Genomic DNA, 25245 nt, shown 5'->3' with positions numbered 1-25245 from the left:
TTTTTATTTTCGCTTTTCATTAAATTCCTTTTCTGCTTTTTCTCTTGTCAATTTCATAAAATCTTCGCCATATTCTTCTTCAATTTCATAATTCATTGATTCCTCGTAGCAAGCCTGTGGATAATTAGGAACACAATTAGCTTTCATAGTTATACTATAATTCCGTTTCATAAAATCAGAATAATGCATTTCAAGTTCAGTCGCATATACTAATCCCATTATTGTGTATTCTTTAATTCCATTTTTATAATCAGTTTCCGCTTTTTTGTGCATGAAATCGCATTCAATTAAAATTGGGTCTGTCAATTCTAAAGTTGTTGGTTTTTCTTGGTTATTTTTACATCCGAAAACCAATATGGTAAAAGTCAGAATCCAGTATTTCATTCAGTTTTATTCTGTTAGTTTTGAGTATGCTAAAATTACACACAACGGTTCGTGTAAGGTAAGTACGGGTTAGTGTGCGGGGATTTTCCGTAGGAAAATCCGAAGCAAGCTAACACGAACTGCCTTTAGGTTAAGCCATAAAAGTAGTATTTATTTTACACATTGTTAGCCCACGTTATTTTATTTTTCTCCATATGGCTTTGCAGCTCCGCAGAGTTTTGTTTTACGTGCTACTATTGATTTTATCTTTTGTGCGTTACGATTTGCCGTTTGCTATATAAATCCGCCGCAAGAGTTGCGTTTTACTGATGTCAGAAAAGGATTGAGTATGATATTTTATTTCACATACAGTTTTGCCGAAACGTTAAAGAGTCCGTCTCAACAGTGTCGCGTTGTGTTTTATCCGAAATAGGTTGAGTGAGCAGGTGAGAAGCGTTGTTTTTTTTATTTTTAAATCACTTTTAAGCAACTTTAGAATTTTTTTTCGAGCCGAGTGGGCATGTGGGCTAACAATGGTATAATGAACATTATGTTCATTATACCGCTAATTTAAGATATAACGAACATATGTTTATTATATCTTTTATGTTTTTTAGTAATCCAGGGGATTCATAACGTCTTTAAATGAAGTAGTGGCAACATGCGTATAAATTTCTGTGGTCTTGGTAGAAGCATGACCCAATAATACTTGAATTTGTCTTAAATCTACCCCCGCTTCTAGTAGATGTGTTGCAAAACTATGCCTAAGCATGTGTGGTGTTACAGGAATTAATATCCCTGCTTTTTTAGCGGCATTTTTAACTAGTTTAGCAATACTCTGACCGTGAATATTGACTGCCATACAAGCCTTCGATAATATATTTTTCTGGTTTGTATTGTTTATAATAGTCTCTCAAATCTTTCAATAGTGTATGTGAGAGTAGCGTATATCGATCTTTATTACCTTTTGCAGCCTCAATACGTATGAGCATTCTTTTACTATCAATATCTGTGATTTTTAAATTTACTAATTCATTTCTACGTATTCCGAGATGAGTAAAGAAGACTAACAATACATTTGTGTTTCAAGTTATTGGTGTGCTCAATAATCTTTAACACATCTTCTTTAGAAAGTACTTTGGGTAATTTTTTTCTTTTCTAGGTCTTTCTATTTGGTAAAATCGATTGGGCATTCCTAGTACCGCTTCATAATAAAATTTAATACTATTTATAACAGAATTTATGTGAGAATTGGATTTGTCTTCTTGTATTAATTTTAAAATGTACTTTCTAACATCATCCTCATTAATAGCTATTAATTCTTTTGTGTTGTAATAATTAATAAATGTTTCAAAAGTGGAAACATAAGATTTTACCGTATTGTTAGCATACTTTTTTAATTCTAATTTATCTAAATAATTGTTGGGGCAAACCCTGTAATTCTTTGGGAGTTTTCGATTTCTAAACCATGTAATATCTATGGGCTCATTATTCTCATGTATTTGTTTATTATCAAAAAAGTAATTACAGTTGACCCAAGCCACACCGCTAAAAACATTGAAAATGTCATCGATATTCTGTTTTGAATTCAAAATATATGCCATGTTAAACTCATTACTCCATTTTACATTAGGTAATTCTTTAACAAGTGCTTGAATGATCTTATCGGTGTTGAATTGTAGACCAATATATCTTTTGCCTCTAATTAAAAGATGTTTCAGTGTAATGCTTCTACCTTTTTCCATAATGTAGTATTTTGTGTAATTTACTGGATGTAAATGATTTAATCGTATCTTATTCGAATAAGATTCGTATAATATACTGTTAAATTAAAAAACATGAGATTTTATAAAACGTGTTTGTATTGTGATAAAGAATTAATAGGACGAACCGATAAAAAGTTTTGTGATCCACAATGTAAGAGCGCCTATCAATATCAACAAGGAAAAGAACATCCCGAACGCTTTTATAATAAAGTGGATAACCAGTTAAAACTTAATCGAAAAATATTAAAAGAATATAATAAAGGCGGTAAAGTTATCTTACGGGCAGAGCTATTAAAAGAGCAAGGCTTTAATCCGAATTTCATCACCCATTATTGGAAAAATGGTAAAGGTGATACCTACCTGTTTGTCTACGAGTATGGCTTTTTAAAAAAGAGGGAGAATAATAAAGAAAAGTATGTTTTGATTAAATGGCAAGAGTACATGGAATAACAGCTCTTTGGATTTTTATATTAAAAACGCATACTAGTCCTCACATTAAACACACGTGGCGTTAAATAATTAGGAATGGCATATTGTCTTTTGCTATACACATCGCGTACCCATGTATTGGTAATGGAATTTTGAACATCAAAGACATTAAAAATCTCAAGCCCTAGAGATAAAGCTTTAAACGGCTTTTTCCACCCGGAGGTATACTGCTTTTTATCATCTACCAACACAAACTGAAATCCAACATCGGCACGTTTATAATCCGGTAACCGCAAGGGATAGTCGTAAGGATCTGCATAACTTGGCGAACCACCAGGTAACCCCGTGTTGTACACTAAATTTAAATACATTTTAAAATTAGGGAGGTTAGGTACATAGTCTTGAAAAAGCGCTGCAAACTTTAAACGCTGATCTGTAGGTCGTGCAATATACCCACGGTTGTTAATATTTTCTTCGGTTTTAAGATACCCAAAGCTAAACCAGCTTTCGGTTCCTGGCACAAATTCACCGTTTAAACGTAAATCTAATCCATAAGCATAGGCTTCTGCTGTATTATTAGCTCTGTAGCGAATGCGAACGTTTTCTACCGTGTACGGATTTACGTCACTTAGTTTTTTATAATAAGCCTCCGTAGTTAATTTAAACGGCCGGTCCCACATTTTAAAACTGTAATCGTTTCCTAATACCAAATGAAACGATTCTTGTGCCTTTACATTGGCTTGTACCATACCATTAGCATCACGTAATTCTCTGTAAAAGGGCGGTTGGTAATACAAGCCACCACTAATACGAAAGAGCATGTCTTTTTCCCAATCGGGCTTTATAGCAAACTGTGCTCTAGGGCTTATCACAGTTTGTGATGCGCCATTAATATTGTCATCTGTTACATTCCAACTATGAGAGCGAATACCAGCATTGTACCGGACATCTGCACCGCCAAGGGTGGCGCGTTTGCTCCATTGTAAATACGCCTGTAGCCTATTGATTTGGGTGTTGTTGCGTGCTTGTACATTTTGAAAAGCAGTGATAGGAAAACTGTCGGGCTCATAAGGTTCTTCATTAAACCCTCCAGCACCTGGCGGATTGATAGAAAAGCCTGCCGAATCTATAACTTCCCATTCTATCAAGCGGTCACGAATGTCTTCATTAGTATATTTTATAGACCATTTAATTTCATTGTCGTTGATATCTGCTGTGCCCTTATGTTCTACTGTCGTAATAAGCGCGTCTAAATCGTTTCTCCCATGATTTAATTGACTGCCAATACCTTCAGAAAAGTCGACTTCTCCTAAATCTTCATCACCAATATTACTATTGACTTCTCCTAAACGGTATTGTGCAAAAATATCAAAATGTTCTTCTTCCGTGGTATGGTAGGTTGAAGCCACGAGATTCACCTTTACATTTTCATTTACTTGGTAGCTCCCTTGTATTGCTCCAAATAAGGTTTGATAGCTGTCGCGTTCCTGACCTTCATAAAAGACTAATAAGGCTAGCGGATTATCTAATGTTCCAAAATTGGTCTGTCGCGTTTGTGGTTCGTAGTTGTACCTATTTAATGATGCATTCCCAAGAAAAGACAATTCCAACCGGTCTGTAAACTGATAGGTTAAATATGTTTGCGCATCTAAAAAGGTGGGATTGTAATTGGTTTCGGTTTCTTTAGCGCTCACCAACAGGGAATTGTCGCGATATCTTACACCCGCAATGCCTGTAAACTTAGAGTCTTTACTAGCCGTTTCTATAGCGACACTACCACCAAGCAGGCTTAAATCTGCCGACGTACCAAAACCAATCGGTTTTTTATAAGTGATGTCTAAAACCGAAGAGAGTTTATCGCCATACTTGGCTTGAAAGCCTCCTGCTGAGAAATCTACGTTCGCTACCAAATCACTGTTAACAAAACTTAAGCCTTCTTGCTGTCCAGAGCGCACTAAAAAGGGTCTGTAAACCTCAATACCGTTAACATACACCAGGTTTTCATCGTAATTACCGCCACGAACAGAATATTGAGTGCTTAATTCGTTATTGTTATTAACGCCAGGAAGTGACAAAAGAATATTCTCAACGCCTGGATTAGCACTCGGGATGGCTCGTAAAAGTTTCGGTTCAATCGTCACAATGCCTTCGACATCTTTTCGTTTTTTGCCGTTTAATACGACTGTAGACATTTGCTCTACACTCATTTTCATCACGGGATTAAACTCAAAAATTTCACCGTTTTTTAGATTTACTGTAACACTCACATTTTTATGTGAGATATGAGAATAGACAAGGTTAACGTTGGTGTTCGATGGGACAATGAGTTCGTAAAAGCCATTACTATTGGTCTGTGTGCCTTCAGCCTCCGTTTTAATGTTAACCCCTTCTATAGGCAACTGCTGTTCATCTAAAACAACACCGTTTATAGTGGCGGTTTGCGCTAGTGTAAATAACGGAACAAGAAATAGAAAGAGTTTTAGTGCGTTGGTTTTTGTAGTCAAGGTATATTGTTTTTGTCGCTGTCAGCCTGCGCGCAATCTAAGTCTTATCAAAATAAACAGACCTTTCAACAGCACTCTATTTGACATTTAGTGTCCTTATTTTCTGAAAAAAGTTGATTCAAATGTAGTACTATTTCCTACATGATCTGTAACAATTACTTTTAATTTGTTTTTAGTATCGTGTACCACGCCATCATTAAAATCGTAAGTTAATGTCTTCTCTTTATAATCATATTCCATTAAAATCCATTGTCCATTTACCGTCGCTCTATAATTGGAGACCCCAGTAAGGTCGTCATCAATTTTCACTTTTAAGAAGCGGTATTTGCTTAACCAAGACCCATCTTTAAAATTTACGGGCGTTATGGTTGGTGCCACCGTATCTCTTGCTAAAACGTAAGTACCTAAGTCTTTAGTGCGTGTATATAACGTATTTCCTTTACGTTTGGTAGAGGAGTAGCTGGGGAAATTATTCCAACCCAGTAATTCTGCGATGTATAATTGCTTTAAATCAGCTTCAGCATATTGGCTAATATCGTAGCTAATAGTGAAGGTTTTTTTTACTGGCAGTGTGGGTTTATGCAAGATTAACGTATCATTTCTTACACTAAAATACATATAGAAACTATCGTAAAACGTGTCTTTTGGAAAATGAACACTTACATTGCCTTCCGCTAAATCTGTACTTTCACTGTGCTGAATGTAATACTGTGTTTTTATTTCTTCTGCTACATCCAGCGGTACGGTTTCGTCCCCTTGTATGTTGATGTCTATAACGGTTTCATTGCCTTTAAAATCGCATATCTTTACTTGATAGACTGCAGAAGTACCTGCTGCAATAGATAAGTATCCTTGGTCTATGGCATTATTATAGAGGCTTAACGGATTATTTTTTTCTATAAAGAGTTTCTGAAGCCGTTCATCATGTTCCTTATAATGTTCATAATCAATCAATCGATTTAAATGTTTGGTCTCTGCAAATGAAAACCGCCTGAAATCAATTTCAAAGTTGGGGAGCCCATTATAAAAGGTCGAAATCGTATAAACCCCATTATTATTAGCAGCCATATCTTGCCGGTCCACCGTTTCAACCGCAAAGCCTATAGTGCCAAAGGCTTTCAAATCTTCTAATTTATAATCGCCGCTTTTTTGAGGGATTAGACGTAGTTTTTGCTTTTTATTCGATCCATTAATGTGAGAGTGTTTTCCAATAGGATAGGCGTAAACATTAGAAACTATAGGTTTTCCGGTGTCTTTTACGTCCATGCCAAAGAGCATCGGGTTAATGGGCCGCTCTGCGTTATCACGAATTTCAAAATGTAAATGGGGCCCGGAAGAACTTCCTGTGTTGCGGAATAAGCAATAACATCATTTTTTTTAATCTTGAGGGTGTCTGCTGTTGGAAACAATTCAATAACAAACGATTCTTTTTCGTACTGTTGGGCTTTTACATAGGCTTCAATTTACGGGCTAAACTTTTGTAAGTGCGCATAAACACTGGTGTAGCCATTAGGGTGTGTAATGTAAAGAGCTTTTCCGTAGCCATAATGCGCCACTTTAATGCGGCTAATGTAACCATCGGCAATGCCGTATACTTTTAATCCTTCTACGTTTTGAGTTTTAATATCTAAACCAGAGTGAAAATGATTGGATCGTAATTCAGCAAACGTTCCTGCGAGTACCACAGGAATGTCTAAAGGCGACTGGAAATACTCTTGAGGATAAGGGTTTTGGGCAAAAAGCGAAGGGCTTAATGCTAAAAGGAAAAGGATTAATCTCATAAAATAAAATTGGTATTAGCGCTAAAGTATATAATTGATAACAAACAGCAAAGAGAAATCAATTTCTGAGCCATAAATTTTGTGTTGCGTCTAAAAAAGAGTCTATTAGAGTGTACTCGAGTTATTCTGTATCCCGAAAAAAATAGGTGGGTGGAAGTTATGATGGTATATAAACGATAATATTTAACACAGCAGTCTGATTGTCAGAATACAAAAAATATTTTATTGAGCACTTTAAATTTTATCATAAAACAATTGTAAAATAGGTTGCGTTCTGTTAACTTTGTAAGATAAGTATTGATATTTGTAAATGAGTAATATAGAAGTAATTGTAGATGCTCTAGAAAATAAAATTAGTAAAGTTTTACACCAACAAAGGGTTTTAAAGCAAACTAATGTAGCATTATTAGAGGAATTACAGCAATCTAAAAGTACCATTCAAGATCAGGATTTAGCAATAGCGACCTGGAAAGAAAAGTACGAATCGCTCAAGATGGCCAATTCAATACTTGGCAGTGATAACGATAAACGAGAAACTAAACTCAAAATAAACGCGTTAATAAGGGACATAGATCATTGTATTGGTCAATTATCAGAATAACGCAACATAGTATGTATGGCTGAAACGCTTAAAATAAAGCTTTCAATAGCTAATCGAGTGTATCCTTTAAACATTCCTCCAAGTCAGGAAGAAGGATTGCGAAAAGCGGCTAAAAAAATTGATGCTATGATACAGCAATTTGAGCAAAGTTATTCTGTAAGAGATAAACAAGATGTTTTAGCCATGTGTGCTTTGCAATTTGCTTCTCAAGTAGAACAGAAAACGATAGAAAAGGAGCAAGTGAGTGAACATGTTGAAGTGAAGTTAAAAGCACTAAATGATATGATTCACGAGCATTTAAGTTCTTAAAATACGTTCTTATAAATAAATTAAAGGTTACTGCCTACATTAATTATTTTTTTTTGATAAACTCAACGTTAATTCTTTAAAAAGGGTGAGTTGAAGTTGTAAAAGCGTGCTGCTAGTATTAGATTCATTCCAATGCTTGGGCAGATACTTGATCAGCTTGTTAACCCTAAACTTGTTTTTAAGGAGTTTATACAAAACCAAAATTGATGTAGGCTTTTTTATATTCAAAACTAACTAAAATGGATAATACAATTTTAATAATTGTTGGAAGTATAGCTATAGGCGCAATCATAGGATTTATCATAGCTAAATTACTAGAGAGAAATAATGCTTCTAAGCTAATAAAAAATGCTAAAAAAGCAGCTTCAAGTATTTTAAGAGATGCAAAAAGTGAAGGTGAAAGCATAAAAAAAGATAAAATACTACAAGCCAAAGAGAAATTCTTAGAGCTTAAAGCAGAGCATGAAAAAGTGATCTTATCACGCGATAAGAAAATGTCGGAAGCTGAAAAAAGAACCCGTGATAAGGAATCGCAGGTGTCTAATGAATTGGCTAAAAACAAAAAACTTAACGATGCTGTTGAAGCTAAAGATAAAGATTACAATCACCGTTTAGATATTCTTGATAAAAGGCAAGAAGAGTCAGATAAGCTCCATAAAAGGCAAATTGAACAATTAGAAGTGATTTCTAGTTTGTCTGCAGAAGAAGCTAAAACGCAATTAGTAGAGTCTTTAAAAAGTGAAGCTAAAAGTGATGCCATGTCCTACATTCAGGATAAAATGGAGGAAGCTAAACTTACCGCACAACAAGATGCAAAGAAAATTATTATAAATACCATTCAGCGTATAGGAACAGAGGAAGCTGTAGATAACTGCGTTTCTGTATTTAATATAGAAAGCGACGATGTTAAAGGGCGTATTATTGGCCGTGAAGGAAGAAATATTCGAGCGATTGAAGCTGCAACAGGCGTTGAGATTATAGTAGATGATACTCCGGAAGCCATTATTTTATCGTGTTTCGATTCTGTAAGACGGGAAATTGCACGATTGTCTTTGCATAAATTAGTCACCGATGGTAGAATACACCCTGCAAGAATTGAAGAAGTTGTAGAAAAAACGACCAAGCAAATTGAACAAGAGATTATTGAAGTGGGTAAGCGTACAGTTATAGATTTAGGAATTCATGGATTAAATCCTGAATTAATAAAAATGGTTGGACGCATGAAATACCGTTCGTCTTACGGTCAAAACTTATTACAACACTCACGTGAAGTAGCTAAACTTTGTGGCGTTATGGCGGCAGAGTTGGGCTTAAATCCGAAGTTAGCAAAACGCGCAGGACTATTACACGATATAGGTAAAGTGCCGGATGCCGAAGCAGATATGGAAACCCCACATGCTATTTTAGGGATGCAATGGGCCGAGAAATTTGGCGAAAAGCCGAAGTGTGTAATGCCATTGGAGCACACCACGATGAAATTGAAATGACTTCACTATTATCACCAATCATTCAGGTGTGTGATGCGATCTCCGGGGCAAGACCAGGGGCAAGACGTCAAGTGTTAGATTCGTATATTCAACGTTTAAAAGATCTTGAAGATGTTGCTTTAGGTTTTAACGGTGTGAAAAAAGCTTACGCTATTCAGGCTGGACGCGAATTACGTGTTATAGTAGAAAGTGAAAAAGTAAATGACCAAAATGCAGCAGATTTATCGTTTAGTATTTCACAAAAAATTCAAACCGATATGACCTATCCTGGTCAGGTTAAAGTTACCGTGATTCGTGAAACTCGAGCGGTAAACATAGCTAAGTAATATTAAACAAGAAGATATAAGCTAAAGCACAACCCTAAAAGGATGTGCTTTTTTTATTTGGTGTTAGCTCTTGTGGGTATCTTTATTTCTTTTGCAAAGAAAAGCGTAAAGGTAGAGCCTACATTAACGACGCTAGAAACTTCTATTTTTCCTCCAAAAGCCTCCATTTGACTCTTTGTTAAATAAAGCCCAACACCTTCGGCATTCTCATTATGATGAAAGGTGCGATAGAGTCCAAAAATTTCGCTACCGTATTTGGCTAAGTCAATACCTAAACCATTATCTTCAAATTGTAAAACCGTGTAGTCGTTGGATTCACTTGAGCTTATATTTATTACTGGATTCCTCTCTCGGATGTCTGTATTTTATAGCATTAGATAATAAGTTTTGTATGATACTTTCTAAGTAAGCAGGGTTAAATAGTATGGATAGATGATTGTTTAACTGATTATTTATAATGACCTGATGTTCTGTAAGGTCCATATCCAATAAACAAATACCAGATTCAATATATTTATTAAGTAAAATGTGTTCTGTGGTAATTTTGTTTTGAGATTCTACCGAAACAATTTTATTAAGATTTAAAATGGTTTTACTTAAAGAATCAGACAAAACGTCTAGGACATTCATGATTTCTTCCTTCTCACTATCAATAACAGTTTCCTTGTAAAAATTTAATAAACTTTTAAAATTTCCGAATGCTCTTTAAGATTATGAGTCACAATATGTGCGAAATTTTTAAGCGTGTTGTTCTGTTTTGTGATTAAACTTAGGGTATTGTTTATTCTGTTTTCATTTTCAACAAGTTCTGTAATATCGGTATGTGTGCCAATGACTCTTACAGGAACACCCTTTGAATCTCGAGAGATTATTTTACCTTTATCTTGTATCCATTTGTAGGTGCCGTCATTACACAATACACGATGTTTGTTTTGGTAAATCAGGCATAAACCGTTGAGATGGTCTTGAAAATCTTGAAAATATTTTTCTTTATCATCGGGGTGAACACGATCATTCCAATCCTGGGAATTGATTCCAAAGCTAGGATCATCATCAAGATAGCCAAGAATGAATTTGGATTCTTTAGAGTAGGAAACAATATCCTCATTTGTAGTGTTATCCCAATGCCGAGACACCAACATTAAAATTTTCAAGTGCAAATTGCCATTTTAAGGTTTCAAAATCATCAATTCCATTACGATTATCACTTGCATTTTTAGACTTCATTAGTTAGGTTATCTATAAAAGTTTATGGGGAGAATTTTAAATATCTATAAGTTAATATAAAAGATATATTTCAATATAAAAACTTTTTTAGTAGTCATTATAACCTTGGAGCGCTATATGATGTCATTTTTATGTTTTTCTTAACTAATTAGATTAAAAAAGCACACGTTAACTGAATTTGCCTTTTTTGTTATTTATAACGACTGTGAACGTTGTTCCAACATTTACTTCACTTTCAATAGAAATCTTTCCACCAAAAGATTCAATTTGATTTTTAATAAGATACAAACCAACACCTTCAGCATCTTTGTTATGATGAAATGTTTTATAAAGCTCAAATATGTCTTGGCCATACTTTTCTAAATCGATACCTAAGCCATTATCGCTAAATTTAAATATGATATTGCCATTTGAAAACTGTGAAGTAATCACCACCAAGGGATTTCTGTCCGGATGCTTATATTTAATGGCATTGGAGATTAAATTTTGCATGATGCTCTCTAAATATGCAGAATTGTAATAAATGTAAAGCTTTGGGTTGATTTTATTAATAATCGTGGCTTTACTTTCTGAAATAACAACGTCTAATAACTTTAGCGTACTATCAATAAATTGGCTAACATTGAGCTTTTCTACATGGGTATCTTTCTTTGATTGTACAGAAACAATTTGATGTAAATTTTGAATGGTTTTATTTAAAGAGGCAGACACTTCCTTGAGATGTGCAATTAATTCTTCTTTTTCTGAATAGCTTTCGGCATCATCATAAAACTCTAAGAGACTTTCAAAGTTCCCGAATACTGTTTTAAGTTATGAGTAACAATATGGGCAAAATTCTTTAATTTGTTATTCTGTTTGGTCGCTATAGTTAGGGCGTTTTCAACTTTAGTTTCGTTTTTTATTTCATCTGTAATATCTGTGTGTGTACCCACAAAATGTATGTACCCGTCAGATTTATGATCATTAATGATCTTTCCTTTGTCTAGAATCCATTTATAGGTGCCGTCCTTACACTTGACACGATGCTTATTAATATATAGTGGTTTTAAGCCATTAATATGATCCTGGTAATCTTGGAAGTACTTTTTGCGATCTTCAGGATGTACGAGGTTATTCCAATCATCTGTATTAGTGCCAAAGGAAGGGTCGTCTTCAAACCCAATGATGGATTTGGATGATTTTGAAAAAAATACGGTGTCTAATTTTTCATTAAAATCCCAAACTCCAATTTTTGAAATCTCTAATGCAGCAAGTAGCCTTTCCATTTGGTTTTGATCCGGTTTTTTCAAATTCGAAAATAATGTCTTCGTTTCACGCATAATTAGAATTATTGTGTACTTGAAGGGATTCGGATTATTTGATTAATAGCTCTCCTAATATACATAAATTATCTGTAAAATGCACATTGGTCTATTAAAAGAGGATTTCACTGCCTAGGATGAAAGTTTTCAATCGCCGCTTTTAGATGGCTTTTATCGACATGCATGTATATTTCTGTAGTGGTAATGCTTTCATGGCCAAGCATGAGTTGTATGGCTCTTAAATCGGCACCATTTTCTAATAAATGCGTCGCAAAAGAATGGCGAAAGGTGTGCGGGGAGATCGTTTTACTTAGATTTATGGAAGTGGCTAGATCCTTAATAATAGTAAAAATCATCGCTTCGGAGAGTTGTTTTCCGCGTCTATTTAAAAATAAAGTATCCTTAAAGTCATTAGAGATATCCATGTGGTTTCGAACGTCATTTCTGTAAATACTGATGTATTTTTGCGTGCTTTCAACAATAGGTACAAAACGTTGCTTATCGCCCTTACCGGTTACTTTTATAAAACCTTCTTCAAAGAATAAATCAGAAATTTTTAATGCGGTTAATTCACTAACCCGTAAACCACAGCCATATAATAATTCTAAGATGGCACGGTTGCGCTCCCCTTGTGGTGTGCTTAAATCGATAGCACCAATGAGTTCATTGATTTCTGATTCTGATAAGGTATCGGGTAATTTCCGTCCAATTTTTGGAGAGTCAATGGTGTCTAAGGGATTACTCTCTCGATATTCTTCAAATATTAAGTAATTAAAAAAACCTTTTAGTCCGGAAATAATACGTGATTGTGAACGCGCATTCACACGTTTAGCAATGGTATAGATAAACTGCTGCACCGTTTCTTTAGTAATCGCAATGGGTGATGTAGTAATATTGTTAGCTTCAAGATAGCTTATAAGCTTCTTAACATCAAAACTATAGTTATTTATAGAGTTTTGAGATAACCCGCGTTCTATCTTGAGATATAATTGGTAGTCTTTAAGTGCGTCTTGCCAGTTCATATGCTAAAAATAAAAAAGTCGCTTACAAAATAAGCGACTTTTTCAATATTTTTAAATGCGGTATAATTATAAACCAGGATACTTTTCAGTGATGATATCGATACCATCAATAATCCACCAAACACCTAATCCACCTAAAGTTAAAATAAATAGAATGTTCCAACCAATAGGACTTCCTAAATACCATCTGTGGGCAGCAAAGCCACCTAAAAACAGCCATAAAAGCAAAGCTATAAGCATTTTATCTGCTCGCTTAACCATTACTGCGGGAGAGGTCATCGCCTCGACATCTGAATCGTTAGTAGACACGGTAGTCGTAGATTCTACACTAGTTGTTGCTCTTTTTACAGGAAACGAAGCACTCGCTGTCGTTACCGCCATAAAAAACACTAAAAATGAGAGTAATAGTTTAATTTTCATAGTTAATTGGTTTAAGTTTGTTACTCAATATTAAGAATTTTAATCCAACTATGAAACATATCATCACATTTTTTTTGCTCTCTTTTACTGTTTTATTCGCATCGGCGCAGCAAACGCATGAGTTTGTAGGCGTGATAAAATTAAATGACTCGTCATTAATCTCTTTAAAAGTAGTTCTCATTGAGCAAAATAATAATATTAGTGGGTTCACGTTAACAGATCTTGGTGGCGAACATGAAACCAAAACGAGCATTATAGGGTTTTATAATGAAGCGACTAATATTCTAGACTTCAAAGAGGTCGAAACTATTTATACCAAGTCCCCAGTATCTGAGGCTGATTTTTGTTATATGAATTTCATCTCAGATAACTACAGACTTGGCAAATCTAATAAGCTAACGGGGAAGTTTAAAGGGTTGTTTCCGAGACAATACCGTGTGTATTAATGGAGAACTGTTGTTATCTACGGTAGAGAAATATAATCAACGTGTAGAAAAAGCGACCAAGATGATTGCTAAAACAAAGCGCATACCGAGATAGTGTAAAACAAAACATTAATCTAATAAAAATGATGGATTCTGTGCAAATGAATGTTTTAAAAAGCAATCAGGTAATGAGTGTGTTTTCCAAATCTAAAACGGTTAGAATTGAAATTTATGACGGCGGACAATTGGATGGTGATCGTATTACCTTAAAAGCAAATGATAAAACACTGTTAACTAATTTTGAAACCAAGGCTGAGCCCAAAGTGGTAAACTTAGAACTAAACGCTAAGAAAACAGCATTAGTTCTAACCGCCAATAATGTAGGAACGATGTCTACCAATACAGCAGTTATTGAAATCTTTGTTGATGGACAGAAAATAAGAGCATTAACAAACTTAAAAACGAACGAATCGACTCAAGTCGATCTATATCTTAAATAGCAAGCAGTCATTGAAGAGTATGGCTCTTTGAAATTGCGCTCTATAACAACAAATATGAACTCATATCTTTGTTATTTTTTGTTTAATATACTGATTTTTAGACACTTGAAATTATGCTATATTCCTTTAGATGTTAATATATTCTAAAGAAATAATTCGAAATTAGACAGCCACATTATCTTTGCATCAAACTTTAAACAACTTATTTATTATGAAAAAAATAATTTTATGTGCAGCAGTTGCTGTATTTGGTTTGACAAATATGAACGCCCAAGACAATAGTATGAATAATACCAATGATGCTATTGATTTTGGCTTAAAAGCAGGGGTAAACTTTGCAAAACTCACAGGCGATGATGTAGAAAATGCCGATGGTAGAACGGGAATACATTTTGGAGTAGTAGCAGAAATTCCAGTATCTGATGTGTTTTCAATACAGCCGGAAGTTTTATATTCACAACAAGGGTTACAAGAAGATTTCACAGGAGGAGAATATAAATTAAAATTAGATTACATTAATGTTCCTGTTTTTGCTAAATTTTATGTGGCAGAAGGCTTGGCCTTAGAATTAGGGCCACAGTTTGGTTTTAATGTGAGTTCAAAATCTGAAGTTCAAATTGAAGGTGCAGATGGAGAAGAGATTTCTTCAATAGAAAGAGATTTGGAAGATAGCGTTGAAGCTTTCGATTTTGGTGCTGGTGCGGGTGTTTCTTATAAATTTGATGGAGGTGTGTTTTTACAAGCGCGCTATGTATTAGGATTAACCAGTGTGTATCAAGGCAGTAGCGAAGGTATTTTTCAAGACGACTTAAATAACTCTAACTTAAGTGTTTCTTTAGGGTACAAATTCTAACAGATAACTTAAATGCTAAAGATAAAGGCCGAAACGACATGTTTCGGCTTTTTATTTTTTAAGTAATATTTTATTCATAATAATATTTTACTAATCAGGTTGTTAGCGTTGTAAAGGTGTTTTTTTCCATTTTTAATTTGTGTAAAACAATTTTGAATGTTAGATTCGTTTATTCAAATCAATAAATGAATTTAAATATTATGAAAAAATTATTATTTACTGCTGCAATCGTAGCATTAGGATTTACCACTGTAAATGCACAAGAAGTAAAGTTTGGAGCTAAGGCTGGTGTTAACTTAGCCACTATTGGCGGAGATGCAGAAGACGTAGATGGATTAACATCTTTCCATGTTGGTGGTGTTGCAGAGATTATGGTTTCAGAGAAATTTTCTGTTCAGCCGAATTGGTGTATTCTGCTCAAGGAGCGGCATCTGAATATACTGAAGATTTTTTCGGTCAAGAAATAAAATATGAAACGAAAACAAAATTAGATTACTTAAATCTTCCTATTATGGCTAAATATTACGTAGCAGAAGGTCTAAGTATTGAAGCTGGACCTCAAGTTGGCTTTTTAATCTCAGCAAAATCTGAGGTTGAAGCAACAAGTGAAGGAGAATCTGCTTCTGATGAGGGAGATGTAAAAGATAGTTTCAAGAGTATTGATTTTGGAGCAGGAGTAGGTCTAGGTTACAAGTTAGAGAGTGGTTTAAACTTTTCAGCGCGTTACAACTTAGGTTTAGCAAACATTGCTGAAGATGTAGAAGGTCAGGATTTTAGTATTCAGAATAATGTTATTCAAGTTTCTGTTGGATTTATGTTCTAATTGAAATTAAAAATACAACTAAAAACCGAAGCCTTAGGCTTCGGTTTTTTTTTTTGATTTAAAGACGTTCTTTTGATTAATATTTTGTGATCAGAGGCATATCTTTTTTTTTTTTTTTTTTTTGAACCCAATTTATTTGTCCAATAGATTTTAAGAGTATAGTTTTGTTGGCTCATATTAACAAAATGAATTTAAATATTATGAAAAAATTATTATTTACCGCTGCCATTGCAGTATTAGGATTTACAACTGTAAATGCACAAGAAGTACAATTTGGAGCTAAGGCTGGGGTTAACTTTGCTACCCTATCCGGAGACAATGTGGATGGTGTAGATTCAAAAACAGGTTTTCATGTTGGAGTTGTTGCTGAAATCATGGTTTCTGAGAAATTCTCATTTCAACCGGAAATAATGTATTCTGCACAAGGGGCTAGTACGTCTTATTCAGAGACTCAAAATTTTGGAGGAGATACATATTCTTATGAGGAAGAGGAAAAGGCTAAATTAAATTATATTAATTTACCTTTAATGGGTAAATTCTACGTTGCTGAAGGATTTAGTGTAGAAGCTGGTCCGCAAATAGGATTTTTAATTTCTGCTAAGGGGGAATATGAATATTCAGAAACGCTTAATGGCGTGACTCAATCAGGTTCTGAAGAAGAAGATATTGAAAATATTAGTAGTGTTGATTTAGGTGTAAACTTTGGTTTAGGTTATAAATTAGATAATGGTCTTAACTTTGGTGCTAGATATAACTTAGGATTATCTAACATTAACGATTATGAAGGTGCTGATAATAATAAAGTTCATAATAATGTTATTCAAGTTTCTGTTGGATTTATGTTCTAATTGAAATTTAAATTACAACTAAAAAACCGAAGCCTAACGCTTCGGTTTTTTTTTGCCATAACTTTTGTATTTTTGGTATTATATATAATCATTTAAAACATTTCTGTGGTCACGGAATAATACACATGAAAAAAATCATCATTATCAATGGTCCTAATTTAAATTTATTAGGAAAACGAGAACCCAATATATATGGCAGCTTATCCTTTACAGAGTTTTTCGATACAGTAAAAGCGAAGTATCCTAAAGTTACTTTAGAACATTTTCAATCCAATATTGAAGGCGAGTTAATTACAAAGTTACAAGAAGTGGGGTTTACATATGATGGTATCGTTTTAAATGCGGCAGCCTATACGCATACATCAATAGGTATTGGAGATGCGGTTAAAGCGATTGAAACACCGGTAGTAGAGGTGCATATTTCTAATACGTTTGGCCGTGAAGCATTTAGACACGAATCCTTTATTTCTCCAAATGCGAAAGGCGTCATTTTAGGCTTTGGGTTACAGAGTTATGAATTGGCGATTCAAAGTTTTCTATAAAAGAGAGACCTAAAACAAGTTCCACTTTAAAAAGTATAGAATAAAAAAATGCGATTCAGAAGTGAATCGCATTTTTTATATAGTTTAACAGCTAACCTTACAAGTGAATCACTTCACCATAAGCATCTGCAACGGCTTCCATAACCGCTTCACTCATTGTTGGATGCGGGTGTACCGCTTTTAACACTTCATGCCCAGTAGTTTCTAGCTTACGTCCTAATACAGCCTCAGCAATCATATCAGTGACTCCCGCACCAATCATGTGGCAACCTAACCATTCTCCATATTTCGCATCAAAAATCACTTTTACAAAGCCATCTTTAGCACCGGAGGCACTCGCTTTTCCGGAGGCAGAAAATGGAAATTTCCCCACTTTAATGTCTAACCCTTGGTCTTTAGCTTGCTTTTCAGTTAAACCAACACTAGCAATTTCTCGAGAAGCATAGGTACATCCTGGAATGTTACCGTAGTCTAAAGCTTCCACATGCTGTCCTGCTATTTTTTCAACACACAAAATACCTTCGGCGCTCGCCACGTGGGCTAACGCTTGTCCAGGCGTTACATCGCCAATAGCATAGTACCCTGGAATATTGGTTTGATAATAATCATTCACCAAAATTTTATCTCTGTCAACAGCAATGCCAACATCTTCTAGGCCTATACCTTCAATATTTGTTTTAATACCAACAGCAGACAACACCAAGTCGGCTTCTAAAACTTCCTCGCCTTTTTTAGTTTTAACAGTAGCTTTCACCCCTTTTCCGTAAGTGTCTACACTAGTTACTTCGGCGCTAGTCATTATTTTAATACCACTTTTCTTAAATGAGCGTTCTAATTGTTTAGACACGTCTTCATCTTCAACAGGCACAATGTTTGGTAGATATTCTACCACTGTTACTTCTGTTCCCATCGCATTATAAAAATAAGCGAACTCTACACCAATGGCACCAGAACCCACAACAATTAGTTTCTTGGGTTGCGTTTTTAATGTCATAGCTTCACGATAACCAATAACTTTTTCACCGTCTTGAGGTAAGTTGGGTAGCTCGCGAGAGCGTGCACCAGTAGCAATAATAATATGATTGGCGCTATATTCTGTGCCGTCTACATCAACCTTTTTACCAGTTTTTAGTTTACCAAAACCGTTAATAACGTCAATTTTGTTTTTTTTCATTAAAAACTGAACGCCTTTACTCATGCCTTCGGCCACGTTGCGGCTTCGATTAACCACCGCATCAAAATCCTTATCGTAATCCTTAACAATTAAACCGTAATCATTGGCATGTTTTAAATATTCAAAAACTTGAGCAGATTTTAAAAGCGCTTTAGTTGGTATACACCCCCAATTAAGGCAAACACCACCTAAACTCTCTTTTTCAATAATGGCCGTTTTAAAACCCAATTGCGAAGCGCGAATAGCAGTAACATAGCCACCAGGACCACTACCAAGAACAATAATATCGTATTTACTCATTGTGAAATTTTTAGTCGTTTTTAAGAAGCTACGAATTTACGAAACTAAGCTGAAATAATAAATTGATGTTTACTTTTTTATTTATGCCAGTGCCTTAAGACGGACTAGTGCCTTATATTGGGTAACCTCATCGGCTCTATATTTATTTTTTGACGCATTTGCGTATACCATTCATTTGAAATCAAATCTGTTGTAATAGGGTAAAAGAATGTTTAAAGCCGTTTCAGTTAGAAATTGACATGATCTTACTTAAAATTAAAACAAGCGGCACCACTTAATACTTATTTGAGAGATATTTAATATTTTAAAACCAGAATTAAACTTATTTTTGAGGCATCACATAGTCAATAAAAAAGGAAATCATGAGAGATATAAAATTGGTCGCTATACTACTAATCTTTATGACATGGTCATGCAAAGAAGAAGCCAAAAAGGCAACTCCTACCACTACCATTTTAAAAGGCGAAGTCATTTTTAGACCAACGAGCGATACTTTATTACTTTTAAGAGCAACAGAGAATGCTAGTCAAGAAAATAAAATGATTGGAATTCCTATAGTAGATGGTAAATTTAATTATGAATTTTCTTCTGAAGAAGATTTAGCCTATCAACTCATATTTAAGGAGGAATATGACAAAGGAAACGCGAAACCTATCATTTTTTTTCCTACAGAAGGTAGCGTAAGTTTTAAGTTGCATAATGTTAAAGATTTTTCAAGTAATGAAGTGACTGGCGGTCCTTTAAATAGCACATACAAAGAATTCACCTCCAAGATATTAAATCCATTTAATAATGCCGTGATATCAATATATAAAGAATTTGAAGCGGTAACCTATCAAGATAGGCACTCTACTGCTTTCAATACCATTGCAAGTAAATTAAGAGCAGCTTCGCAAGAAGAGAAAATGGCTATTTATAAACAAATGAATGCTTTAAAAGAACAAGGTCTCGATAAAAGTACGCTAGGAAAAGAAGTGGATGCCAAGTATGAAAAATTAGAAATGAAGTATTTTGATGATAAATATGATTTCATAACGGCCAACCCTAGCGTGGTCTCTTACTATTTAGTGATTGCAGATTTAATGAGGGTCACGGATAGAAAACAACCAAGTAATGAATTGATCTTTAAAGCATTCAACACCTTAAAAGAAAAGTTTCCTGAACATGCTTATACCACTTTGGGAACGACCCTAATGAATGAGATAAACGAGAGGAAGTAAGGTGGTCAATTAAATGACTCTTCGACGTGTAAGGCTAAAGATTTCAATCTGTTTTTCATAATAATACAATGGTTATTAGGGATTTATAGGGATCATTGCGTGTTTCAGAATAGTTAATCAAAAGTCACAAAACTTAAGTATTGAAACTATAAAACTAAATGTATGTTGTTCTTGATGGAGCAGTAAATTGTGAAAATTTTGATGTTCATAATGCTTGTATTACAAGGATTGATAGTCAAAGTAGAAATTTCAAGTGCAAAGCACATGTGAACTTTATTAAAAGAGCAATTACTTCCTAATGTACTATAAATTTGGAATATAAGAAACTCAAAACCCACTCAAGAGGTGAGTGGGTTTTAAGTTATAATTAGTAGGCATTAAACTTATTTGTCTTCAAATTTTACACTCACAGAATTTACACAATAGCGAGTTCCAGTTTCTGTGGGACCATCATTAAATACATGGCCTAAATGCCCGCCACAGTTGGAACATACAATTTCGGTTCTGGTCATGCCTTGGGTTTTATCTAAAACATACTTCACCGTGCCCTTAATACTTTCATCAAAACTAGGCCAACCACAATGGGCATCAAATTTACTTGAACTTTCAAATAATTGCTGATCACAACCTGCACATGTATAAACCCCTTTCTCAAAATGCAAATTATACTTTCCCGAATGGGGCATTTCGGTGCCTTTTTTTCTTAAAATTCTATATGCTTCATCGGTAAGGAGCTCACGCCATTCATCTTCCGATTTTTCTACTTTAAAATTACTCATCGGTTTTGGGGATAAAATTTAAAGCAACGCCATTAATACAGTGTCTTTTACCTGTTGTTTCACTAGGGCCATCATTAAACACATGCCCTAAATGCCCGCCGCAAGTAGCACAATGTTCTTCCGTTCGTGCACTACCTAAATTATAATCTACAGAATAGTCGACATGGCCTTTAATGGCGCGATCAAAACTTGGCCATCCGGTTCCGGAATCAAATTTATGTGCACTTTCAAATAAAGGCGTTTCACACGCCGCACAAACAAAGGTTCCAGGGCTATCTTCCTTATTTAATGGACTTGAAAAAGGTCTTTCGGTTCCCGCTTTTCTTAACACGTAATATTCTTTCTCTGAAAGTGTCGCTTTCCACTCCATGTCGGTTTTGGTTACTGGATACACTTTAGCGTCTTGTTTTTTACCCTGCGCTGTTCCATTACAGCTAAAAGCGAAAGTAACCAGTAAAAGCAATGCTATTTTTTTCATGTTTTTAATTTTCATATCATTCAATATAAAGTTAATGCTTTTTACGTTTTGCATAGGCTGTAAGTCGTAACTTTATATAAAAAATAACAGTTCTTTTGTAAAAAGAATATTTTTATTCACTTAAAAGTATAAAAAGGTGTTTTATCGCATCAACTCTATTATTTGGTAATTCCTTAACAATATGTTGCTAGAACTTTTTGTAATTTTATACTTAGATTAATTAAAACCATAAAAAATGAAATTCAAATCCAGTATAACATTAGTGCTTACACTTCTCGTGTTTTTTTCCTGTGCAAGAAATCCGTTTACAGGACAGTCGACGCTAGCCATTGTACCCAATTCACAATTATTTCCTACCGCTTTTGCACAATACAATCAGTTTTTAAATGAAAACAAGGTCATTACAGGGACCAAAGAAGCAGAGATGATTACTAGAGTAGGGCAGCGCATAGCAGTTGCTGCAGAACGTTGGTTGAATGCGCATGGTAATCAGGGGTATTTAAACGATTATAAATGGGAGTATAATTTGGTAAAAGACGAAACCATAAATGCATGGTGTATGCCCGGCGGAAAAATTGTGTTTTATACGGGTATTTTACCAGTAGCACAAAATGAAGCGGCTGTTGCAGCGATTATGGGACATGAGGTAGCACATGCTTTAGCGAATCATGGTCAACAACGTATGAGTGCTGGTATGTTACAACAAGTGGCTGCAGTGGGAATGAATGTGGCATTGAAAGATGATAAAAATTTAGCATTATATAATCAAGCCTTTGGTATTGGATCTCAGGTAGGCGTGATGCTACCTTTTAGTAGAGGTCATGAAACAGAAGCTGATAAAATAGGTCTAATATTAACGGCTGTGGCAGGGTACAATCCGAGACGAAGCTGCTAATTTATGGAGACGTATGGAACAAGCTAGCAATGGCCAAGCACCACCGCAGTTTTTAAGCACACACCCAGCTACAGGAACACGTATTGCTAATTTGGAAGCTTTGGCGCCAGCAGCAAAAGCGGAAGCTAAAAAATATGGTGTAAAATCATTTAGACCCGTTTCACCGTTTTAATGATAGGTTAACATAAAAATGCTTATTTTCGAAGCCGCTCTTAAAAATGAGTGGCTTTTTTATGGAACATATACAAAAAGGAAGTAAGAAGCTATTGAATGCTTGGGCCTTTTACGATTGGGCAAATTCGGTATACACCTTAACCATCGCTTCTTCAATATTTCCTATATTTTATTCTGCTTTATTTGAAACCAAAACAGATACGGTCTCGGCCTTTGGGTTCGTCATGAAACCCACCGTTTTAATTTCTATTGTTACCGCATTTACCTTTTTAGTGGTAGCGTTTTCATCGCCTATATTATCTCGGAATTGCAGATTATGTGGGTAATAAAAAGAGTTTTATGAAATTCTTTTGCTACGTTGGAGGTTTAGGTTGTATAGGTTTGTATTGGTTCGATTTAGATCACATACATTTAAGTATTCTGTTTTATTTTATGGGCCTTATTGGGTATTGGGGGAGTCTCGTATTTTATAATTCTTATTTACCGAGATATCGCTTTCCCTGAACAACAAGATGACATTAGTGCCGCAGGCTTTTCTTTAGGCTATATTGGGAGTGTACTTTTACTGGTTTTGAATTTGGCCATGGTAATGAAGCCGGACTGGTTTGGATTTGATTTAAGTATTTCTCAAAGTCTAATGGATAACGGAACAGAAGCCGATATTTTAGCCGAATTAAAAAAAGTGAAGAATGCCGCTTCTTTTGAAGCTATGAAACTATCTTTTATTACTGTAGGTTTATGGTGGATTATTTTTAGCCAATACACGTTTTATATTTTGCCTAAAGGGGTGTCTAATGGACATAAAGTATCTAAAGCCGTAATTTTTAATGGGTTTAAAGAATTAAAACAGGTGTGGCAAGAATTACAAAAAACCGTGCGTTTAAAAGCGTATTTAAAGGCTTTTTTTGTGTTTAGCATGGCTGTGCAAACCATCATGCTTATGGCCGTGTATTTTGGAGAAAAGGAAATTTTATGGGCCGATAATGATGAGAAAACACAAGGCTTAATTGGTAGTATTTTAATAATCCAGTTGGTCGCTATTATTGGTGCAGTGCTAACCTCTAAAGCTTCGGCCGTATTTGGGAACATTAAAACCTTAATTGTCGTTAACGGGATTTGGATGTGTTTGTGTTTTTATGCCTATTTTATGATAACGCCTGTTCAATTTTATATTGCTGCTGGATTAGTAGGATTTGTCATGGGTGGTGTGCAATCTTTAGCACGATCAACCTATTCTAAATTTATACCGGAAACTCAAGACACCACCTCGTATTTTAGTTTTTATGATGTTGCCGAAAAAATTGGTATTGTTATCGGTATGACCATTTTTGCGGTGGTAGATCAAATTAGTACCATGCGTTATGCGATTCTGTTCTTATTTGTTTTCTTTTTGGTAGGCATTAGACTCCTTTTTAAAGTACCAAGAGAAGAAGTATAACTGAAAACTGTATTTTTGCGAGAAACCTAAATTGAAATCTATAAATGACTGAATTAAAAAAGACCTCACTACTTGTATTATCACTACTATTAATTACTTTGTTTTCGTGCGAAAATGAACCCTTAGACCCAGGTTTTTTATCTCAACAAGAAGCGACAAATGCAAGTTTGGTTGGCACCTGGCGTGTCGTTTCCTTTTCTGCTGATGTTACCAGTACCACAAATGTAGATGGGGTAGAAAGGGTTGTAGGTAATACTATCACTGGTTCAAATCGGAATATACTTTAGTGTTTGCAGCTGATACATTTGAAACTAATGGGAGTTATAATGTAACAACAATAACCGTTATAGATGGTAATAACGCGGGCACGACCACAAACGTATTATCTAATGTTTCAGGATCAGGCAACTATGTTACAGATGGTAATATAATGAGCGTAGATGGCTCTTTTTTCGATGTGTCCATGAATGGAAGTAATACGTCCGGGCAAGGAGAAGCGCAGGAAGTGGCATACACCATTAGTGAGAACGGGCAAACGCTTACTTTTAATCAAAACGAGACGCAAACTCAAATAGCCAATGGGATAGAAGTAATTTCAGACATCGTTTCTTCCTCTGTATGGGTAAGAACGGTAGCGCAATCAAGTTGTGATATCGCAATAAATAATACTGCTATAGCTGTAGCAGCCTACAATAATAATCCTACTAGTGCGAATTTATGTAACGCCTACAGTGCAGCTCTGCAAAACGAAATACTAGTCTGCGGTGATGCAAATGGGATGATTCAAGCGACTATAGATGGGTTAGGAAATTGTACTACAGGTACTACTTCTCCTTTTGCGATGACTTTTAAAATAAATGGGATGCAGTATAATCTAAACAACCCCTTTGGTAATAATGAATCTTCAACAACAAACATCTTTTCAGCCTATCCTTTTAGTGAGTATATCTTGTTACAATCTCGTAACGGACTTTTAGGAAATATTGAAATAGATTTGTGGATAAAAAGAACGGATCTGATCGCTGGCACCACGTTTCAAGTGAATCAAGATACTATGGAGACGACCACTCATATCGATTTAATTGATAATAATAATACAATGGATGAAACAACAGTCTCCGGGAGTATTACCATAGATTTTGTGGATCCTGTAAATAAAATAGTCAGGGGCACCTTTGAATTTAATTGTGCGGAATACCGAGACACCAACACTAATAAACCAAAACGTTACGGAAGGAACCTTTGAATATGTTTATATCT

The 25245-nt window shown here is 35.0% G+C and carries 27 protein-coding genes, 1 other RNA gene and 4 pseudogenes; 17 read left to right on the top strand and 15 right to left on the bottom strand.

Going from position 1 to position 25245, the window contains the following annotated elements; all coding sequences use genetic code 11:
• Positions 1-3: 3 nt before the first annotated feature.
• Together N7U66_RS04525 and xerA (N7U66_RS04520) are read right to left on the bottom strand one after the other, a co-directional pair.
• Entirely contained in the window at positions 4-384 is a 381-nt protein-coding gene (locus N7U66_RS04525) for a hypothetical protein (protein ID WP_267677498.1), read from the bottom strand.
• Positions 385-976: 592 nt separating this feature from the next.
• Positions 977-2108 (bottom strand): annotated as a pseudogene (xerA, locus tag N7U66_RS04520) (site-specific tyrosine recombinase/integron integrase).
• Between the two features lie 93 nt (positions 2109-2201).
• On the opposite strand from xerA (N7U66_RS04520), the gene N7U66_RS04515 reads away from it, so the two are divergent.
• Positions 2202-2579 (top strand): hypothetical protein, encoded by a 378-nt coding sequence (locus N7U66_RS04515; RefSeq protein ID WP_267677497.1) that lies wholly within the window; start codon positions 2202-2204, stop codon positions 2577-2579.
• 20 nt (positions 2580-2599) lie between these two features.
• Here the strand turns inward: N7U66_RS04515 and N7U66_RS04510 are convergent, their stop codons facing one another.
• The 3 genes from N7U66_RS04510 to N7U66_RS21400 form a co-directional block, all read right to left on the bottom strand.
• Complete coding sequence (locus N7U66_RS04510; protein WP_267677496.1) at positions 2600-5062, bottom strand: TonB-dependent receptor; 2463 nt, start codon at positions 5060-5062, stop codon at positions 2600-2602.
• A gap of 96 nt (positions 5063-5158) precedes the next feature.
• Positions 5159-6328, bottom strand: a complete 1170-nt coding sequence (locus N7U66_RS04505) for a hypothetical protein (RefSeq protein ID WP_313791415.1) — start codon at positions 6326-6328, stop codon at positions 5159-5161.
• Positions 6329-6525: 197 nt separating this feature from the next.
• On the bottom strand, positions 6526-6843 hold the full coding sequence (locus N7U66_RS21400; protein ID WP_313791414.1) for a M23 family metallopeptidase: 318 nt from the start codon (positions 6841-6843) through the stop codon (positions 6526-6528).
• A gap of 310 nt (positions 6844-7153) precedes the next feature.
• On the opposite strand from N7U66_RS21400, the gene N7U66_RS04500 reads away from it, so the two are divergent.
• The 4 genes and pseudogenes from N7U66_RS04500 to rny all read left to right on the top strand — a co-directional run bounded on the left by N7U66_RS04500 (position 7154) and on the right by rny (position 9566).
• Entirely contained in the window at positions 7154-7444 is a 291-nt protein-coding gene (locus N7U66_RS04500; RefSeq protein ID WP_267677495.1) for a hypothetical protein, read from the top strand.
• 15 nt (positions 7445-7459) lie between these two features.
• Positions 7460-7753, top strand: a complete 294-nt coding sequence (locus N7U66_RS04495; protein ID WP_267677494.1) for a cell division protein ZapA — start codon at positions 7460-7462, stop codon at positions 7751-7753.
• A 60-nt stretch (positions 7754-7813) separates the two neighbouring features.
• Positions 7814-7942, top strand: a non-coding RNA gene (ssrS, locus tag N7U66_RS04490) — 6S RNA.
• 50 nt (positions 7943-7992) lie between these two features.
• A pseudogene (rny, locus tag N7U66_RS04485) lies at positions 7993-9566 on the top strand (ribonuclease Y).
• A gap of 53 nt (positions 9567-9619) precedes the next feature.
• Here the strand turns inward: rny and N7U66_RS22450 are convergent.
• The 7 genes from N7U66_RS22450 to N7U66_RS04455 all read right to left on the bottom strand — a co-directional run bounded on the left by N7U66_RS22450 (position 9620) and on the right by N7U66_RS04455 (position 13536).
• Positions 9620-9895: an ATP-binding protein gene (locus N7U66_RS22450; protein WP_390886641.1), complete on the bottom strand. Its 276-nt coding sequence runs from the start codon at positions 9893-9895 to the stop codon at positions 9620-9622.
• The gene (locus N7U66_RS04480) at positions 9882-10196 is read right to left on the bottom strand and encodes a hypothetical protein (protein ID WP_267677493.1); all 315 of its coding nucleotides are present in this window, start codon (positions 10194-10196) and stop codon (positions 9882-9884) included. Before N7U66_RS04480 ends, N7U66_RS22450 begins: the two co-directional genes overlap by 14 nt.
• Positions 10197-10240: 44 nt before the next feature.
• Positions 10241-10720, bottom strand: a complete 480-nt coding sequence (locus tag N7U66_RS04475) for a PAS domain-containing protein (RefSeq protein WP_267677492.1) — start codon at positions 10718-10720, stop codon at positions 10241-10243.
• Positions 10721-10961: 241 nt separating this feature from the next.
• Positions 10962-11504, bottom strand: a complete 543-nt coding sequence (locus N7U66_RS04470) for a sensor histidine kinase (RefSeq protein ID WP_267677491.1) — start codon at positions 11502-11504, stop codon at positions 10962-10964.
• A gap of 62 nt (positions 11505-11566) precedes the next feature.
• Positions 11567-12058 carry a PAS domain-containing protein gene (locus N7U66_RS04465; RefSeq protein ID WP_267677490.1) on the bottom strand — a complete coding sequence of 164 codons (492 nt, stop codon included), beginning with the start codon at positions 12056-12058 and terminating at the stop codon, positions 11567-11569.
• 161 nt (positions 12059-12219) lie between these two features.
• Positions 12220-13116, bottom strand: a complete 897-nt coding sequence (xerA, locus tag N7U66_RS04460) for a site-specific tyrosine recombinase/integron integrase (RefSeq protein WP_267677489.1) — start codon at positions 13114-13116, stop codon at positions 12220-12222.
• A 66-nt stretch (positions 13117-13182) separates the two neighbouring features.
• On the bottom strand, positions 13183-13536 hold the full coding sequence (locus N7U66_RS04455; RefSeq protein ID WP_267677488.1) for an NINE protein: 354 nt from the start codon (positions 13534-13536) through the stop codon (positions 13183-13185).
• Positions 13537-13586: 50 nt separating this feature from the next.
• Here N7U66_RS04455 and N7U66_RS04450 point away from each other — a divergent pair, with 50 nt between their 5' ends.
• From N7U66_RS04450 to aroQ, 7 genes are all read left to right on the top strand, one after another.
• On the top strand, positions 13587-13982 hold the full coding sequence (locus N7U66_RS04450; protein ID WP_267677487.1) for a hypothetical protein: 396 nt from the start codon (positions 13587-13589) through the stop codon (positions 13980-13982).
• 65 nt (positions 13983-14047) lie between these two features.
• Positions 14048-14461 carry a hypothetical protein gene (locus N7U66_RS04445; RefSeq protein ID WP_267677486.1) on the top strand — a complete coding sequence of 138 codons (414 nt, stop codon included), beginning with the start codon at positions 14048-14050 and terminating at the stop codon, positions 14459-14461.
• Between the two features lie 211 nt (positions 14462-14672).
• Positions 14673-15314 (top strand): porin family protein, encoded by a 642-nt coding sequence (locus N7U66_RS04440; RefSeq protein WP_267677484.1) that lies wholly within the window; start codon positions 14673-14675, stop codon positions 15312-15314.
• A 200-nt stretch (positions 15315-15514) separates the two neighbouring features.
• Complete coding sequence (locus N7U66_RS04435; protein WP_267677483.1) at positions 15515-15781, top strand: hypothetical protein; 267 nt, start codon at positions 15515-15517, stop codon at positions 15779-15781.
• Positions 15721-16137, top strand: a complete 417-nt coding sequence (locus N7U66_RS04430) for a porin family protein (protein ID WP_267678478.1) — start codon at positions 15721-15723, stop codon at positions 16135-16137. Before N7U66_RS04435 ends, N7U66_RS04430 begins: the two co-directional genes overlap by 61 nt.
• A 200-nt stretch (positions 16138-16337) precedes the next feature.
• Positions 16338-16985 carry a porin family protein gene (locus tag N7U66_RS04425; protein ID WP_267677482.1) on the top strand — a complete coding sequence of 216 codons (648 nt, stop codon included), beginning with the start codon at positions 16338-16340 and terminating at the stop codon, positions 16983-16985.
• Positions 16986-17110: 125 nt separating this feature from the next.
• Positions 17111-17527, top strand: a complete 417-nt coding sequence (gene aroQ, locus N7U66_RS04420; protein ID WP_267677481.1) for a type II 3-dehydroquinate dehydratase — start codon at positions 17111-17113, stop codon at positions 17525-17527.
• Positions 17528-17624: 97 nt separating this feature from the next.
• On the opposite strand, the gene lpdA is transcribed toward aroQ, so the two are convergent.
• Entirely contained in the window at positions 17625-19001 is a 1377-nt protein-coding gene (gene lpdA / locus N7U66_RS04415) for a dihydrolipoyl dehydrogenase (RefSeq protein ID WP_267677480.1), read from the bottom strand.
• A 362-nt stretch (positions 19002-19363) separates the two neighbouring features.
• On the opposite strand from lpdA, the gene N7U66_RS04410 reads away from it, so the two are divergent.
• Positions 19364-20221: a hypothetical protein gene (locus N7U66_RS04410; protein ID WP_267677479.1), complete on the top strand. Its 858-nt coding sequence runs from the start codon at positions 19364-19366 to the stop codon at positions 20219-20221.
• A gap of 383 nt (positions 20222-20604) precedes the next feature.
• On the opposite strand, the gene msrB (N7U66_RS04405) is transcribed toward N7U66_RS04410, so the two are convergent.
• Positions 20605-21000: a peptide-methionine (R)-S-oxide reductase MsrB gene (gene msrB, locus N7U66_RS04405; RefSeq protein ID WP_267677478.1), complete on the bottom strand. Its 396-nt coding sequence runs from the start codon at positions 20998-21000 to the stop codon at positions 20605-20607.
• Complete coding sequence (gene msrB / locus N7U66_RS04400; protein WP_267677477.1) at positions 20993-21478, bottom strand: peptide-methionine (R)-S-oxide reductase MsrB; 486 nt, start codon at positions 21476-21478, stop codon at positions 20993-20995. The genes msrB (N7U66_RS04405) and msrB (N7U66_RS04400) overlap by 8 nt, the downstream gene beginning before the upstream one ends.
• 235 nt (positions 21479-21713) lie before the next feature.
• On the opposite strand from msrB (N7U66_RS04400), the pseudogene N7U66_RS04395 reads away from it, so the two are divergent.
• From N7U66_RS04395 to N7U66_RS04380, 4 genes and pseudogenes are all read left to right on the top strand, one after another.
• Positions 21714-22545, top strand: a pseudogene (locus tag N7U66_RS04395) (M48 family metallopeptidase).
• 61 nt (positions 22546-22606) lie between these two features.
• Positions 22607-23985, top strand: a pseudogene (locus tag N7U66_RS04390) (MFS transporter).
• A 44-nt stretch (positions 23986-24029) separates the two neighbouring features.
• Entirely contained in the window at positions 24030-24272 is a 243-nt protein-coding gene (locus N7U66_RS04385) for a hypothetical protein (RefSeq protein WP_267677476.1), read from the top strand.
• Complete coding sequence (locus N7U66_RS04380) at positions 24272-25231, top strand: hypothetical protein (RefSeq protein ID WP_267677475.1); 960 nt, start codon at positions 24272-24274, stop codon at positions 25229-25231. Before N7U66_RS04385 ends, N7U66_RS04380 begins: the two co-directional genes overlap by 1 nt.
• The last annotated feature ends 14 nt before the right edge of the window (positions 25232-25245 follow it).

Origin of the sequence: Lacinutrix neustonica, assembly GCF_026625145.1 — a bacterium.
GTDB classification, from domain to species: Bacteria; Bacteroidota; Bacteroidia; order Flavobacteriales; family Flavobacteriaceae; genus Lacinutrix; species Lacinutrix neustonica.
Note: the sequence above shows the minus strand (reverse complement) of the source record. Positions and strands in the feature narration are given on the sequence as shown.

What these genes read in the sequence shown, in the direction of transcription:
- N7U66_RS04525 (WP_267677498.1), bottom strand. Translation starts at nt 384, where the DNA reads ATGAAATACTGGATTCTGACTTTTACCATATTGGTTTTCGGATGTAAA.
- N7U66_RS04515 (WP_267677497.1), top strand. Translation starts at nt 2,202, where the DNA reads ATGAGATTTTATAAAACGTGTTTGTATTGTGATAAAGAATTAATAGGA.
- N7U66_RS04505 (WP_313791415.1), bottom strand. Translation starts at nt 6,328, where the DNA reads ATGGACGTAAAAGACACCGGAAAACCTATAGTTTCTAATGTTTACGCC.
- N7U66_RS21400 (WP_313791414.1), bottom strand. Translation starts at nt 6,843, where the DNA reads ATGAGATTAATCCTTTTCCTTTTAGCATTAAGCCCTTCGCTTTTTGCC.
- N7U66_RS04500 (WP_267677495.1), top strand. Translation starts at nt 7,154, where the DNA reads ATGAGTAATATAGAAGTAATTGTAGATGCTCTAGAAAATAAAATTAGT.
- N7U66_RS04495 (WP_267677494.1), top strand. Translation starts at nt 7,460, where the DNA reads ATGGCTGAAACGCTTAAAATAAAGCTTTCAATAGCTAATCGAGTGTAT.
- N7U66_RS04480 (WP_267677493.1), bottom strand. Translation starts at nt 10,196, where the DNA reads ATGAATGTCCTAGACGTTTTGTCTGATTCTTTAAGTAAAACCATTTTA.
- N7U66_RS04465 (WP_267677490.1), bottom strand. Translation starts at nt 12,058, where the DNA reads ATGGAAAGGCTACTTGCTGCATTAGAGATTTCAAAAATTGGAGTTTGG.
- xerA (WP_267677489.1), bottom strand. Translation starts at nt 13,116, where the DNA reads ATGAACTGGCAAGACGCACTTAAAGACTACCAATTATATCTCAAGATA.
- N7U66_RS04455 (WP_267677488.1), bottom strand. Translation starts at nt 13,536, where the DNA reads ATGAAAATTAAACTATTACTCTCATTTTTAGTGTTTTTTATGGCGGTA.
- N7U66_RS04450 (WP_267677487.1), top strand. Translation starts at nt 13,587, where the DNA reads ATGAAACATATCATCACATTTTTTTTGCTCTCTTTTACTGTTTTATTC.
- N7U66_RS04440 (WP_267677484.1), top strand. Translation starts at nt 14,673, where the DNA reads ATGAAAAAAATAATTTTATGTGCAGCAGTTGCTGTATTTGGTTTGACA.
- N7U66_RS04435 (WP_267677483.1), top strand. Translation starts at nt 15,515, where the DNA reads ATGAAAAAATTATTATTTACTGCTGCAATCGTAGCATTAGGATTTACC.
- N7U66_RS04425 (WP_267677482.1), top strand. Translation starts at nt 16,338, where the DNA reads ATGAAAAAATTATTATTTACCGCTGCCATTGCAGTATTAGGATTTACA.
- aroQ (WP_267677481.1), top strand. Translation starts at nt 17,111, where the DNA reads ATGAAAAAAATCATCATTATCAATGGTCCTAATTTAAATTTATTAGGA.
- lpdA (WP_267677480.1), bottom strand. Translation starts at nt 19,001, where the DNA reads ATGAGTAAATACGATATTATTGTTCTTGGTAGTGGTCCTGGTGGCTAT.
- N7U66_RS04410 (WP_267677479.1), top strand. Translation starts at nt 19,364, where the DNA reads ATGAGAGATATAAAATTGGTCGCTATACTACTAATCTTTATGACATGG.
- msrB (WP_267677478.1), bottom strand. Translation starts at nt 21,000, where the DNA reads ATGAGTAATTTTAAAGTAGAAAAATCGGAAGATGAATGGCGTGAGCTC.
- msrB (WP_267677477.1), bottom strand. Translation starts at nt 21,478, where the DNA reads ATGAAAAAAATAGCATTGCTTTTACTGGTTACTTTCGCTTTTAGCTGT.
- N7U66_RS04385 (WP_267677476.1), top strand. Translation starts at nt 24,030, where the DNA reads ATGACTGAATTAAAAAAGACCTCACTACTTGTATTATCACTACTATTA.